Source organism: Paenibacillus solani (assembly GCF_050475945.1).
In the GTDB taxonomy this organism is placed as follows: domain Bacteria; phylum Bacillota; class Bacilli; order Paenibacillales; family Paenibacillaceae; genus Paenibacillus_AQ; species Paenibacillus_AQ solani_A.
Map to the genome: position 1 here is coordinate 228,458 of NZ_JBCMXJ010000010.1, position 13,385 is coordinate 241,842.

At 38.6% G+C, this 13,385-nt stretch carries 14 protein-coding genes and 1 pseudogene; 13 read left to right on the plus strand and 2 right to left on the minus strand.

Annotation, left to right across the window (positions count from 1 at the left end; all coding sequences use genetic code 11):
* Positions 1-17 precede the first annotated feature (17 nt).
* The 11 genes and pseudogenes from ABEQ74_RS12140 (at position 18) to ABEQ74_RS12190 (ending at position 7,570) form a co-directional block, all read left to right on the plus strand.
* Positions 18-1,394, plus strand: coding sequence for an MATE family efflux transporter (locus ABEQ74_RS12140; RefSeq protein WP_430122438.1), 1,377 nt, complete (start codon positions 18-20; stop codon positions 1,392-1,394).
* A gap of 84 nt (positions 1,395-1,478) precedes the next feature.
* Positions 1,479-1,640 (plus strand): annotated as a pseudogene (locus ABEQ74_RS12145) (maltose acetyltransferase domain-containing protein); the annotation flags it as partial.
* Positions 1,641-1,868: 228 nt separating this feature from the next.
* A complete protein-coding gene (locus tag ABEQ74_RS12150; RefSeq protein WP_430122572.1) occupies positions 1,869-2,090 on the plus strand; it encodes a DapH/DapD/GlmU-related protein in 222 nt (73 codons plus the stop codon).
* A gap of 135 nt (positions 2,091-2,225) precedes the next feature.
* Positions 2,226-3,014, plus strand: a complete 789-nt coding sequence (locus ABEQ74_RS12155; protein ID WP_430122439.1) for an alpha/beta hydrolase — start codon at positions 2,226-2,228, stop codon at positions 3,012-3,014.
* A gap of 93 nt (positions 3,015-3,107) precedes the next feature.
* Positions 3,108-3,374 (plus strand): hypothetical protein, encoded by a 267-nt coding sequence (locus ABEQ74_RS12160; RefSeq protein ID WP_430122440.1) that lies wholly within the window; start codon positions 3,108-3,110, stop codon positions 3,372-3,374.
* Positions 3,375-3,700: 326 nt separating this feature from the next.
* Positions 3,701-4,147, plus strand: a complete 447-nt coding sequence (locus ABEQ74_RS12165; RefSeq protein WP_430122441.1) for a LytTR family DNA-binding domain-containing protein — start codon at positions 3,701-3,703, stop codon at positions 4,145-4,147.
* Between the two features lie 14 nt (positions 4,148-4,161).
* Positions 4,162-4,590 carry a DUF3021 family protein gene (locus ABEQ74_RS12170; RefSeq protein WP_430122442.1) on the plus strand — a complete coding sequence of 143 codons (429 nt, stop codon included), beginning with the start codon at positions 4,162-4,164 and terminating at the stop codon, positions 4,588-4,590.
* Between the two features lie 178 nt (positions 4,591-4,768).
* The gene (locus ABEQ74_RS12175; protein ID WP_430122443.1) at positions 4,769-6,076 is read left to right on the plus strand and encodes an alpha/beta hydrolase family protein; all 1,308 of its coding nucleotides are present in this window, start codon (positions 4,769-4,771) and stop codon (positions 6,074-6,076) included.
* A 27-nt stretch (positions 6,077-6,103) separates the two neighbouring features.
* Positions 6,104-6,382, plus strand: coding sequence for a MerR family transcriptional regulator (locus tag ABEQ74_RS12180; protein ID WP_430122444.1), 279 nt, complete (start codon positions 6,104-6,106; stop codon positions 6,380-6,382).
* A 105-nt stretch (positions 6,383-6,487) separates the two neighbouring features.
* The gene (locus ABEQ74_RS12185) at positions 6,488-6,892 is read left to right on the plus strand and encodes a hypothetical protein (protein ID WP_430122445.1); all 405 of its coding nucleotides are present in this window, start codon (positions 6,488-6,490) and stop codon (positions 6,890-6,892) included.
* A 345-nt stretch (positions 6,893-7,237) separates the two neighbouring features.
* On the plus strand, positions 7,238-7,570 hold the full coding sequence (locus ABEQ74_RS12190; RefSeq protein ID WP_430122446.1) for an IS3 family transposase: 333 nt from the start codon (positions 7,238-7,240) through the stop codon (positions 7,568-7,570).
* Between the two features lie 67 nt (positions 7,571-7,637).
* Here the strand turns inward: ABEQ74_RS12190 and ABEQ74_RS12195 are convergent, their stop codons facing one another.
* Complete coding sequence (locus tag ABEQ74_RS12195) at positions 7,638-8,306, minus strand: phosphatase PAP2 family protein (protein ID WP_430122447.1); 669 nt, start codon at positions 8,304-8,306, stop codon at positions 7,638-7,640.
* A gap of 415 nt (positions 8,307-8,721) precedes the next feature.
* Positions 8,722-10,089: a PepSY-associated TM helix domain-containing protein gene (locus ABEQ74_RS12200; RefSeq protein ID WP_430122448.1), complete on the minus strand. Its 1,368-nt coding sequence runs from the start codon at positions 10,087-10,089 to the stop codon at positions 8,722-8,724.
* Positions 10,090-11,263: 1,174 nt separating this feature from the next.
* On the opposite strand from ABEQ74_RS12200, the gene ABEQ74_RS12205 reads away from it, so the two are divergent.
* Together ABEQ74_RS12205 and ABEQ74_RS12210 are read left to right on the plus strand one after the other, a co-directional pair.
* The gene (locus tag ABEQ74_RS12205; protein ID WP_430122449.1) at positions 11,264-12,526 is read left to right on the plus strand and encodes an ATP-grasp domain-containing protein; all 1,263 of its coding nucleotides are present in this window, start codon (positions 11,264-11,266) and stop codon (positions 12,524-12,526) included.
* The gene (locus tag ABEQ74_RS12210; RefSeq protein ID WP_430122450.1) at positions 12,526-13,353 is read left to right on the plus strand and encodes a Rossmann-like domain-containing protein; all 828 of its coding nucleotides are present in this window, start codon (positions 12,526-12,528) and stop codon (positions 13,351-13,353) included. The genes ABEQ74_RS12205 and ABEQ74_RS12210 overlap by 1 nt, the downstream gene beginning before the upstream one ends.
* The last annotated feature ends 32 nt before the right edge of the window (positions 13,354-13,385 follow it).

Consider the following 13,385-nt stretch of genomic DNA (forward strand, 5'->3'; position numbering starts at 1 on the left):
AAGAGGACAGGATATAGATGAGAAACCGCATACAACTCAAAGGATCCGGTAATCGTGATTTTAATCGAGAGTTAATGACACTCGTCATTCCCATTGCATTACAAAATTTAATATCAGCAACCGTGATATCCGTTGATGTAGTTATGCTGGGGATGATTAGTCAATCTGCAATGTCAGCTGTATCACTCGCAGGGCAGATTACTTTTGCATTAACCTTGTTTTACATGGGGATGTCAGCGGGGGCAAGTATCCTCACTGCACAATACTGGGGGAAGAAGGATACTTTAACCATACAGCGCGTTCTTAGCATCGCTTGCATGTTCTCTTTTTGTGTCTCCAGTTTGTTTTTTTTGTCTTCCTTCTTCCTTCCGGATACACTTATGCGTTTATTCACCAATGATGCAGAACTGATTCAATACGGCTCAAGGTTTTTACAAATGAATTCTTTTTCTTATCTTGTGATGGGAATATCGCAGATGTATCTCAGTGTGATTAGAAGTATGGAAAATGCAAAACTTAGTGCGTGGATTAGTTCCATATGTTTGATAATAAACATTTTGTTCAATGCCATTTGCATTTTTGTTGTATTCCCATCAAGGCCCGAACTGGCCATTTCAGCTGTAGCTCTTGCCACGGTTTTAGCACGTATTATTGAACTGGCGTGTTGTATCATTCACTCCATAACCAAGGGATCTATTCGTTTTCGTTTGCCTGTACGTGACGGTATTCAACGAAATTTATTAAAGGATTTCTTAAAATATACTCTGCCAGTTCAGGGGAATTATATTGTATGGGGAGGAGCTCTTACCGCTACTGCTGCAATTATTGGCCATGTGAACTCCGATATGGTAGCAGCAAATTCCATAGCGTCTGTAGTTAAAAATCTAGCTGTGGTTCTCTGTGGAGGTATCGCTACTGGGGGCTCTGTACTTGTTGGAAAGTATTTGGGACAGGGTGAAAACGAGAAAGCAAAACATGCGGGCAACAAAATGTGTTTTTATGCTTTGATATTTGGAGTCCTTGCAGGCTGCACGATTTTGTTCATTAAACCATTGGTATACTCCATCGTCAATTTGAATCAATCTGCTCAAAATTACCTAGATGGCATGTTGTTTATTAGTGCGTGTTATTGTATAGCCAAATCGATAAACTCCACAACTATAGCAGGCATATTCACGGCTGGTGGGGATTCTAAATTTGGATTTTGGTGTGACACTGTTGTCATGTGGTTAATTATTCTGCCGCTTAGTTACCTATGTGCTTTTGTTTGGAATGTCCCCCCAATCTTTTTGTATATCGTCATCAGCTTAGACGAGATGATTAAATTACCCATTGCTTTTATTCGATATCGACAGTTTAAGTGGCTTAACAACATAACTAGAAACTTTGCATAAACCTGATCATTAAGGGTTATGCAATTTACTCTAATAAATATAAGCAGGTATAAAGGAGAATGTTGCATGAATATCCAAGAACGAATGGCTAGCAAACAATTATTTACAGATCGCGATGCTAATTATCCGAAAGAGGCTGAAGAGTTGGCAAAGGCACGTCAGCGTGGTAAGGCAATATGTTATGAAATTAATAATTTGCATCCGGATGATATTGAAATGCGCAAAACATTGATGAAACAACTTTTTGGAAGAATTGGAGAACATGTATGGATGGAGCCGCCCATTCGCATGTCTTATGGTTCAAATACGACTGTAGGAAATAATGTATATATCAATTTTAATCTAACCGTGGTTGACGACTATAAAGTTACGATTGGTAATGATGTCATGTTTGGCCCGAATGTTACGATTGCTGTAACGAATCATCCTGTACATCCAGAAAAGCGCAAAGAAGGCGGGATGTTTGCATTACCAGTGGTCATTGAGGATGGGGCGTGGATCGGGAGCGGAGCGATTATTGTACCAGGAGTTACGATTGGCAAAGGCAGTGTAATTGGTGCCGGTAGTGTGGTAACCAAGGATATCCCTGCGAATGTAATAGCTGTTGGAAATCCATGCAGAGTTCTTCGGGAGATTACGGATTATGATAGAGAGTTCTACTATAAAGATATGCGTTTCGATCAGGTTGAATATTAAAGTAAATGATAAATTAGAATTGTTAATAAGGTTGAATGGGAAACAAAGAAACAACAATCGACCTGAAAATCGATGCCCCGCAGGGGATAACTTATATTTATTAGTTAAGTAAAAACTCTTACCAAAGGAGCAAACATGGCACTAATTGACTGTAAGTTTTTCTCAGAAACACTTGGAACTTTTACTTCCATGACAGTGATCTTGCCTCAGAAGACCAGCCCCCAGATTGGAGTTACCAATGTGAGCAAAGGTGGTAGGCACAAAACTCTTTATTTACTGCATGGTTTCTCGGATAATCATATGGCATGGTTAAGATATACGTCGGTTGAGCGATATGCAGCGGAATTTGGGCTTGCCATAGTCATGCCTAATGGATATACAAGCTTCTATTCTAACATGGAGCATGGCGGCGATTATTGGACCTTTCTATCCGAGGAGCTTCCTGCAGTGGCCCGTTCGCTTTTCCCGCTCTCTTGTGAGAAGGAAGATAATTTTGTAGCAGGGGTGTCCATGGGAGGCTACGGTGCTTTCAAATGGGCTTTGCGCAAACCGGGGATGTTTACCTCTGCCGGAAGCTTTTCCGGAGAGCTTGATATGGCGGTCCGAACCCGAGATTATGAAGCGGGGTCTCCTGTCGGCAGAGCTGTTCAGGCCATTTATGGAAACCGTACGGTTGCAGGCTCGGATGATGATTTATTGGCGCTTTTGGGCCGCCAGCCGACAGGAATAAATCTTCCCTTGCTGTATCAATATTGCGGTACGGGGGATTTTTTATATGCTCACAATATTACATTCCGTAATGCATGTCAAAACCATGGACGCGAACTTCATTATATAGAAGAATCAGGCGATCACACTTGGCCTTACTGGGACCGGGCGGTTGAAAATTATTTGAAATGGCTGGCAGGAAAGAGCCTGCTGTAGAAATAATCGAAAATGGGCTAGGAATTTATCAATTCACCGAGGGTTTGTACACTCAAGTTTATATCGAAAAAGAATTGGTTTGGTGAGGATTTTATGTTACCTTTAGCGGAAAGAGCAACTACTGGTCATGAAAGTGTTCTTGAGTGCAGAGATATATTTATAGATACGACATACAGATTTGCGGCAATATATTCGAGTGATAAATACAAAACGCATGATAAGACGGCATCATTAGAAGAAATTAAGAGTTTTATCAGCTATGATCATATTTCTTTTTCTGCATATCTGGATAGAGGATGGGCCAACATGTTAGCCGTTGAATTGATTCAGGAGGGTAAAATAAATCTCAATTCAATATAGTTGATGCCGGGTGACAAAAACATAGTAATAGTACATTGGATACCTTATAGTGAAATTCTTCTTTCTTATTATCTTTGCTATGTACCTTCACATAATTGTGGTATGGGAGCCAGTGAAGGGTTCTGTGGCGAACATCGCTCGGGACCTCTTTTATGTTATTGTGATAGGAGAGGTTGCAATTGACCGATCGGCGAGGAGAGCCTTCCCCCGTAGACCAGATCGAAATCCTCTTTTAGGAATTAAGTTGCTTAAAGTAGAAGCTTAAGCGTTTTCGTTGAATGATTCACGTTATAAACGTTAACAAGTTTTAATTCGAATTTTCGAGGGTGATTTTCATCAAAATTTTCATCGAAGTAATAGACCATACAGAAGAAGAGGAGATCCGCATCAGGTGTCACCAAGTAGACGAAGAAATACATGAGCTCGTTAATAAAATAAAAACCGAAACACTCATTATACTTGGTTATCATGAGGATAAGATCAGCCGCATTAAAATTAGTGATATTTATTATTTTGAAGCTGTTGACGGAAAAGTGTTTGCGTATTGTAAGAACAACGTTCATGAAGTCAAACAAAAGCTTTATGAACTGGAGGAACTTTGCAAAGAGAAACATTGTTTTCGCGCCTCCAAATCCACTATTCTAAATATCGCCAAGATTTCCAGTATTCATCCGTCGATCAGCGGTCGTTTTCAAGCATTATTGGATAACGGGGAAAAGGTAGTCATCTCACGGCAGTATGTGCCAATACTTAAACATATGCTTGGATTATAAAAGGAGGGAACTATATGAAGTATTCCGAGCTCATAAAAGAAATGCTTAGAGATTTCTTAATTATATTTGCCTCTACCATTATAATCATCACTATTTTGCGGCAAATCTATGCTCCTGATGCAAGTTTCGAATTAAATACGATTTTTATAATTATGGCTTTCTCTTTTCTGGGTGCTTTGACCGGAATCATTTTATATACGCCGCATGCGATTAGCGAGAATAAAATGCGCCTCCGAGTGATTTTACATTTCTTTTTTCTGGAAACTCTATTAATTTCTCTGGCTGTCCTATTGAATCTCGTATACGGCACTTTCGACATACTATTATTGGCTTTGGAAATTGCCGTAATTTACGCTATCGTTCGCCTGCTGACGTATAAGAAGGACAAAAAGGAAGCCAAAAAGATCAATGAAAGACTAAAAACATTTAAAAACGAGGTTTAGAAGATATACACAAACCGCTCCTTAATAAAGTCGTATTCACAGCGTGAGTACAATTCTTTGCGTTGTTTTTTACAACCTATTGGCTCTCAGCTACAGCTTATCGTTTATGCGTATACACCTGCTCCTCCATTTATTATGATGAACTCATAAAAAGTTGGAGAAGGAGCAGAGAAGTCTTATGGAGATATTAATACTTGTTGTTACGTTGGTCTTCGAGCTGGCAATTGCCGTTTATTCCATTGTAACCAAGCAAAGCCGCAGCAAGATAAAGAGTTGGACGAGAATCGCAATATTTATAGTATTCATGATACTGAGCTTGGGTAAAGTTGTCGTATGGGAGTACACTTGGGGACTGTTTGCAGGCTTGCTCTTTATATTAGCGTTCAAGGAAATGGTTGCACTCCTGCGCAAACAATCACACCCCCCGCGTTACAAAGCTTTCTCTACGGTATGGAAATTCCTTTTGTTAGCACTGACGGTAGTCATTACCCTTGTTCCTGTTTTACTTTTTCCACAGCATAGGCTGCCGCAAGTGACAGGTCCGTATGCAGTGGCGACCGCCACTTACAGCTATGTGGACAAGAATCGAATCGAAGAATTTACGGATCAAGATGACAATCGGTCTGTTAACGTGGAATTTTGGTATCCTGAACAGGCAGACGGAACCTATCCTTTGCTTGTGTTCTCCCATGGAGCATTCGGTATCAAAACAAGCAACACTTCTACCTTTACAGAACTTGCGAGCCACGGTTATGTCGTCGTTTCGATTGACCATCCCTATCATTCTTTTTATACAGTTTCAGAGAATGGAAAGGTCGTGACGATTAATCCCGAGTACTTGCAAGAATTCAACAATGCAAATATAAAAGGGATTTATCCGCTTGGTAAGTTTTTCGAGCTTAATCAGAAATGGATGAAATTGCGAACGGATGATATGGATTTTGTCATGGATACGATTTTGGATCAAGCCGAGCAAAAAAAAGATTCTGTATATGAACGCATCGATACACAGAAAATAGGCGTGTTCGGCCATTCTATGGGAGGTGCGGCAAGCGTAGCATTGAGTAGAGAACGCGATGACATTGACGCCGTAGTAAATATAGATGCTCCGTTCTTTAGCGAGCTTGTGTATGATAAAGTTACAAACGAATTAACTGCAAAATCCGAAGCTTACACCATCCCGCTTCTTAACATTTATTCGGATGATGTGTGGATACAGCTCAACAGCAGTTCTTCGTATATCGCGAATAGAATTTCGAATGAAAATTTTAAAGGTGCATACACCGTTCATTTTAAAGGTGCAAAACATTTAAGTTTAACCGATCTACCTTTATTCTCGCCTATATTGGCAAACCTGTTGCAACAAGGCAAAAAAGCAGATATCGATAAATATTACGCGATTGAAACACAAAATGAGCTTATCCTTCGTTTTTTTGACTATGCTCTAAAGAATCAAGGTCAGTTTGCTCCAAAAGCGACGTATTGAGTATCTGTTTCACTTTAATAGGAGGCGATGAATTTTATTTATGTGACTATAAGGGGAATTACTGAATTGACGGGAATAGCGGCTCCCACACTTCGATACTACGAAAAGGAGGGGCTACTTCCACATGTGAAGAGAAATGAAAATGGGAAGCGATTATATGACGAAGATGATTTAAGCTGGATTCACTTCGTTACTGCGCTTAGAGCAACAGGAATGCCGATTGCTCAAATTCAGAAATATGTATACTTGAGGAAGAAAAACAATATAATGCAATGCCAGATACTTTCAAAGGACATTTTACTTTAGATGAAAGAGGGTATATTGTCCAACTTCGCTCATTAGGAGAAAGCAAGAAGATGCTTCATGAATCTAGGAGCAGAGGTAACTGAAGTTTGAATGGAAGTGACACTAATGATAAAACAACATCTGTTATTTAAATTCAACAGATTTTCAGCAAATGAAGTTTTGACAGCATGGGAAAACGCGAATAAATCAAAAGATGTAATACTATTAGAATCCGCCAAGTCGGATTGGTCAATAGAAGTAGACGGTATCCAAAATATCTCTCATCAAATATTTGAACACTTTCTATCTAAAATTGATGTGTTCGATAATGGAGTGCAGCTTTATTGTAAAGAGGTATATGAAAACAGAAAAGTTAAAATAGAAAATTATATCGTGTCATTGCAGTGGATCTCATTACTTGAAAACTCTATTACAATGGGATATTGGGGAGACTTTGTAAACGTAGAGTTAAGATCCAACATAGAGTATGACAATGGCATTTGGAAGCAGAAAAACATCTATTATCAATAGCAAGATGCTTATATATACAGCATTGTCGATTCCGAAAAGGACAAGAAAACATTCCGATTACCGACCTGGTTGAACCCTAAGTGTACAAGGATACCCAACTTAAAACAAAGATCAGCAAACCAAGTTTTGATATTTGCTACATTCTACGAAGGAAATTACTTTTTGTGAACCTGAACTTGTTGAAACGAGCCGAGCCAACTATACTGCCTCAGCACGACGTAGACATGGCATTCTTGCTGCCATCTAGGAATTAATTAACTCCCACCTCAGTTTGAAGTGCACCCCTTAGAATAGACATTGGAAAAACCCCTGGTTATTCCGATGAATTCTAGGGGGTGTATTTTTATGGTAATGAAGGGACAAAAGTTAAAGCAATATTCAAAAGAGCTCAAGTTAGAAGCGATTCGACTTCATGTCGAAGAGAAGTGGACTTATCGGCAAATCAACGAACACCTTGCTATTCAAGACAAAGACCGAATGAAGCGTTGGATGCGAAAATCCATGGAGAGCTTCTTCTCGCATCTCAAAACGGAAGGGCTCTATCCCTATGATATCCGAAATTTGACGGAGGCACAAAGCCGAATTGAGAAATACATACGATTTTACAACCGAAGACGACCACAGCGCAAATTAAATAAACTGACGCCGGTAGAGTACCGACGCCAGTTCGCAGTCTAGGTGTTTTTTCAATGTCCACTAAATGGGGTCTTGACCAGTTTTGGATGGAAATGAATTAATTCCTTTTTTATAGAAACATACGCGAACCTCTTTCTAGTACAGAAGCTTGTTTTCTTTTTCGTTTTAACATAACCAGGGCACCTGCTAAATAAAAACACAGTTCCCCAATTAGAATGCCACCAACAATATCTACCACTACATGTTGTTTTACGAAAACGGTAGAGATAATAATTAGAATAGATGTAAATGCAGTTACCGTCCAAATGATTTTATTGAAGACGCGCGAACCACGAAGTATAAGGTAACTAGTTAATACATGAATGCTTGGAAAACAATTGTAAGGTTGATCCGTGCGATACACGACATCGACTAAACGGTAGATAAGGCCCGTTTCATTCCCAATGTCTGGGCGCTGAACGGTTGACTGAAATAGAGCAAAGAAAATGTACGATATGATTAACCCCGTGCAGAGTGCGATCAAAGTTTGAAAATAAGTCACCCTATTTTTGAAAGCAAGTAAGGCAAGAATACCTGTTATAAATGGGTACCATAATATATAGGGAATTATGAATATTGGGGTAAAGGGTATCCATTGATCAATAATGATTTCAAGATTAAATACATGATTTCCTGCCCGATTTAAAATACCATAGAAGGTGTTCAGGATGGGAATAATAAGAAGCCATAAAAGAGATAACCATGCTGATCTATATGTTGTTTTTTTTTGACGTGCCACGTTCTCACTCCTAAAATGATTTATGAATCTATTAATATTAATATCATTTAAAGAATTTAGGAAGGACTTTCTAAAGAAATTCTATAGATCTAAGGAATTAAATGACGGCATTTTTTCTTTTTAGGTTCGAATTCAAATAACATTTACTTTACAAGTTGGGATAAATCGATTTTCTTTCGCTTCGTGTCGTTACACAGTCGAAAGACGAGTATATTTAAACAAATCGTCGATTAGCTTTCTTAAATGTAATGACTTGTTATACGTATTTTGAACAAAACGCGAATATTCTTCTTTGTCATGAAAAAAGCACAAAAATAATCACATTGTAGGAATTTCACATAAATAAATCTACATTATATGTGATATATTCAAAGTCGCTTGCTTAATGGATCCTTAGCCTGTTATGTTTAACAATTTATCCTGCAGCTCTTACGTCTTTATTCTTAGTAGAGTTGTAGATGATACTTTCAATAATGAAAATGATTAGAATAGATAAACCAAACAGGGGCATTAGAATACCTAGTACCAATAAGGTGACTATAACTCCTACAGACCACGGTTTATTTGTGCGTTTAGGCCAATTCATATTTCCAGGTTTAATTTTTTTCATCCATGATACGAATCCCATAACTATTGCAGCAAGGAATGTGATACAAACAATCAAGTTTAGAATTTTATTAGCCATGCCGAATAAGTGACCTTCATGGAGAGGAATCCCCCAAGTAAACCACTTTCCTATAATCCCATAATCATCAAAGTTTATTCTGGCAATTAACTTACCTGAATATTGATCGAAATAAGCGGTTGTTTCCTGGTACGGGCTAACATCTAACCCAGTGACGCCTGTATTGCTTCCTTTGGAAACCGTAAATACGCCTTGTTCATTTGAAGGATAAACGATCGAAAACGGTCTGACAATATTTTCGTTTTGAGCTTTGTTAATGATAGATTCTAAGCTTTGTTGATTCGGATTGTTTATACTTGCGATCACATTAGAGTGATGATCGGCATGTCCTGCATGATTTGAGGTAGGTTGATCCAAGCTTCTTGTAGCCCAAGGAATCTCATTTACATCAGATAGCGGAGGGTTATAACGTAATTCGGTTCTACCTAATTCAGGATGCTCTTGTCCAAATGTACTAATGTGACTCCCCATAAAAACGGACCAAGGGATCCCTGTTAATACAATTAGAACTAAAGGTATTGCTATTACAAGTCCCAATATGGCGTGAATCTTTTGAAATTTAAGCTTATTAGTTCTTTGTTCCGTCTTGTTTGCAAGTAACCTTTTTTTAAAAGTCATATATATACCTGAAACGATCAGGAATATTGTCCAACAAGCAGTCAATTCGACCAAATATCGTATAAATGTACTTTCAGTAAAAAGGGAACTATGAAAGTTCCGCATAAAATTAGCGTATGTGTATTTAACATTTTGATTGGCGACGATTTGGTTGTTGCTGTCTAGAAATATATAGCGAGAGTCGCCTTCATCATTACTGATCGTAACTCTGTGGTTGTAGGGTTCCTGCATCAAGCTGATTTTTCCAATTTGATGACTTGGGTATTTGTCGCTTATTTCCTTAATAGCCTCGTCAATGCTTTGCTTTGTTTTTATATCGCTTTGTCCAAAAAATTCTCTTTGATAAATGTTATTTTCGACGTCAGTAAAAAACAAATAACCGATTCCCGATAGGGTCAATGTTAAAAGCAGGGGGGTAATAAACCAAGCAGCATAAAAATGAAGTCTTCGGAAAGGATTAAATGTGTTCTTGTTTTTCATATCTATCTCCTTCTATTGATTATAGTAATTTCAACTGTGTATCGATCAGAACAAAATAATACTAATGTAATGGTGTATTAAAATAAATGACTCGATCGGGCCAGTATTGTTTCAGTATTGTGAAAAATGCGTCCTTTTAGGATGGCTTTGTTACAAAGTTTATTTCTTTACACTTGTGATATTGTGCCTACATTCAAATGAACTAGCTCTTTCGGGTTATATCAATGATTTCGTTTTTACGATAAGATAAAAAACGCAATTTGCCCAAGGGAAATTAAGGTAATTACATATGTGGTTTTTTTATGAAAGTGGTTGGTTGAAAATGAAAGCAGCTCTTCAAGAAGAGCTGGCCCAAAGAAAAGAAAGGAAGCAAGAGGTTTTGAATAATTCCCAGTGGCTTCGAGAACTACCTTTGGTTCCTGACCGGAGATGGACTTCAATTCCGCCAGAATAGCCAGAACCCGATGAAGCTCTTCTTCTGAATGGAAAAATGAGAATAGGTGAAATGCTAAGTGCTTATACCTAACTCCATTGTAGAAAAACCCATTTTCGTTTTGAACATTATAATCTAACCCGATATATAAATATTTAATATCTTGACATAACCCTCTATCGATATCACTAAAATAGGGTTGAATTTCAGAAGCTGGTGTATTTGTTGGATATTTCCCTATGGATAATCCTCTATTGTATACTGATCTGATACCTACTAAATATCACTCGAGATCATTTTGAGTTTGCAGTCGCTTCAAATAAAAATGTTAGTGGAAATCAAGGCTGAAAGTTATTATTCTAATTAGCAATTGAAAAACAGACCATTGACCATAACATGATCAACGGTTTTTTAATTCTGGTATTAACTGGAATAAATGACCGAACCGTTGCTGGCTTATATGGAGTTTGTCATTTCTCAGAATCAGATCGTCACCGCTTAAAGCGGTGTTTTTTTGTTTGCACATAAAAAATGGGGAACTTATATTTCAACATTTTTATTGGATGACAAGAACATATATCGTTAGAGCTTGTGAGATTAAATGATAGCCCATTAGGGTCATTTACAATGTAAAGTTTTTCATAATATACTTGTTATTGTTATTTACATTTTTTGATAGATTAGGAGGGAATTGATACTTAGTATTGACCACATTTTGTACTTAAATAAAGGAGGATCATGATGTCGCATCTGCTAATGATAGAAAGCTGGGTAGGAGCAAGCGGGCGTTTACTTCCGCCGCTTCTCAAATCTTTGGGACACACTTATACACTAGTCACGCGTAACGTTAAGCTTTATAAAAAGGATAGTAATGATGCCAACCATCCTGTGATTGAGCATGCTGATGAAATTATCGTAGCTGAGACGAATGACGTACCACTATTAATTGAATTATTACGTCAGTCTCCTAAACCATTTGATGGAGTAATTACAGTTTGTGATTATTATATAGAAACCGTAAGAGAAGTTGCTATAGCCTTACAGCTTCCATGTCCATTTCCAGAGGATGTCACTACCGTTCGGTATAAGCATCTTATGCGTGAAGCGCTTGATAGAGCGGATATCGCTAATCCTTCATATCGACTCACACATAGTTGGACTGAAGCAAGGGAAGCAGCAGAGAAGATCGGTTATCCGCTCGTATTCAAGCCGGTAGATTTGGCTTCAAGTGCTTTTGTAAGCTTAGTCCACAACGAACAGGAATTAAAAGCTGCATATGATACGCTCGAAGAGTTCCCTCTTAACTTTAGAGATCAGCAACGAGAGTGCGCCTATCTTCTTGAAAATTATATGGTAGGCGAAGAAGTCAGTGTTGAAAGCGTTTCCTGTCAAGGCGAAACTACGATTCTAGGCATTACCGACAAATCAATTACAGGCGCCCCTTATTTTATTGAAAATGGTCATATGTTCCCTGCACAACTAAACGAAGAAACCTACTTAGCAGTTACACAATATGTTCAAGAAGTACTTAAGGCCGTTAATTTTGATCATGGTATTGCACATACAGAAGTGAAAATAACGGCTTCCGGACCTCGTATTATCGAAATCAACCCCAGAACTGCGGGTAATTATATTGTCGAACTTGTACAACGAGTAACATCGATTGATTTACTGCAAGCATTTGTAGAACTCTCTCTAGGACATAAACCTGCTGTTCTTACACAACATACCGGAATTTCAAGTGCCGCAGTAATGTTCTTGATTCCCCCTCATCAAGGTGTAATTTCTTGCATCAGTGGAGTTGAATCGCTTCAAACAAATCCTCATGTTGCGCGGTACTCGATTGAAAACTGTGGAGGTCAATATGTCGAAACTCCGATTGATAATGCATGTTATTTAGGCCATGTGATTACTCAAGACCGTAAAGCCTTAAATGCCAGAAAATATGCGGAGCAAGCGCTTAGTCGTATTGAACTAAAATTTGAAAGTACGGTGAGAACATGATGAAACCAAACACAACAAATTATTGGAACTCAGTTTCTTCATTACTTGCTGCGATTCTTGACGGCAAGTTAGGACCGAAGCCAGAAATGTTAACGGTTACAGGGGCCTCAAACATTTATCAGACGACACAGTTCGCATCCACTACGACTAAGTATCACAATTATTACTTGTTATTTCGAGTGGAGGCTTCCTTCGGTGCTTGTTCTCACCTTTCCGAGCAGTTAGCGATGGGAACGGCAGACCAATTTTCAGGGTTACCTCTAGATGTAGTCTTAAGGGATTCCAGGTTACCTGTGCAAATAGCAGCGATGGACGCATATTTAGGAGCGCTCTATCCGCATAAAGATAATTGTAATCAAAAGGTGACCATTACATCAGGAACTCCGATTCAAAAGGCGAAGCAAAGAGATCAGCTTATAGCCAATGTGGCTTCTATCGGCGCAGCAGAAAAGGTCGCCTTAATCGGTGTTGTTAATCCTTTAGTGGAAGCGATTAGGCTGCGTGGAGGAACTTGCTTGCCTTGCGATTTGCAGCTGCAAAAAACCCAGTGGGGTGACATTGTTGAGAAAGATATGGACAAAGTATTAGATCACGCTGATCGTGTAATATGTACGGGGATGACTTTAAGCAATACTTCATTCGACCATATTTTAACAAGAGTTCGAGAAAGAGGAGTTCCATTGACGATATATGCACAAACGGGAAGCGCAATTATCGCACAGTTTATTAACCAGGGGGTTACTTCTCTAGTTGCAGAACCATTCCCGTTTACCCAATTCAGTGCGTCGGATTCGGAGATTTACTGTTATACCGGAAATGAAGAATAAATCTTGATTGCGTTTACATTTTAGAACGGAGG

Excerpts from the sequence above, each read along its gene's own strand:
- ABEQ74_RS12140 (WP_430122438.1), top strand. The coding sequence starts at position 18 with ATGAGAAACCGCATACAACTCAAAGGATCCGGTAATCGTGATTTTAAT.
- ABEQ74_RS12155 (WP_430122439.1), top strand. The coding sequence starts at position 2,226 with ATGGCACTAATTGACTGTAAGTTTTTCTCAGAAACACTTGGAACTTTT.
- ABEQ74_RS12160 (WP_430122440.1), top strand. The coding sequence starts at position 3,108 with ATGTTACCTTTAGCGGAAAGAGCAACTACTGGTCATGAAAGTGTTCTT.
- ABEQ74_RS12170 (WP_430122442.1), top strand. The coding sequence starts at position 4,162 with ATGAAGTATTCCGAGCTCATAAAAGAAATGCTTAGAGATTTCTTAATT.
- ABEQ74_RS12175 (WP_430122443.1), top strand. The coding sequence starts at position 4,769 with ATGGAGATATTAATACTTGTTGTTACGTTGGTCTTCGAGCTGGCAATT.
- ABEQ74_RS12180 (WP_430122444.1), top strand. The coding sequence starts at position 6,104 with ATGAATTTTATTTATGTGACTATAAGGGGAATTACTGAATTGACGGGA.
- ABEQ74_RS12185 (WP_430122445.1), top strand. The coding sequence starts at position 6,488 with ATGATAAAACAACATCTGTTATTTAAATTCAACAGATTTTCAGCAAAT.
- ABEQ74_RS12190 (WP_430122446.1), top strand. The coding sequence starts at position 7,238 with ATGGTAATGAAGGGACAAAAGTTAAAGCAATATTCAAAAGAGCTCAAG.
- ABEQ74_RS12200 (WP_430122448.1), bottom strand. The coding sequence starts at position 10,089 with ATGAAAAACAAGAACACATTTAATCCTTTCCGAAGACTTCATTTTTAT.
- ABEQ74_RS12205 (WP_430122449.1), top strand. The coding sequence starts at position 11,264 with ATGTCGCATCTGCTAATGATAGAAAGCTGGGTAGGAGCAAGCGGGCGT.
- ABEQ74_RS12210 (WP_430122450.1), top strand. The coding sequence starts at position 12,526 with ATGAAACCAAACACAACAAATTATTGGAACTCAGTTTCTTCATTACTT.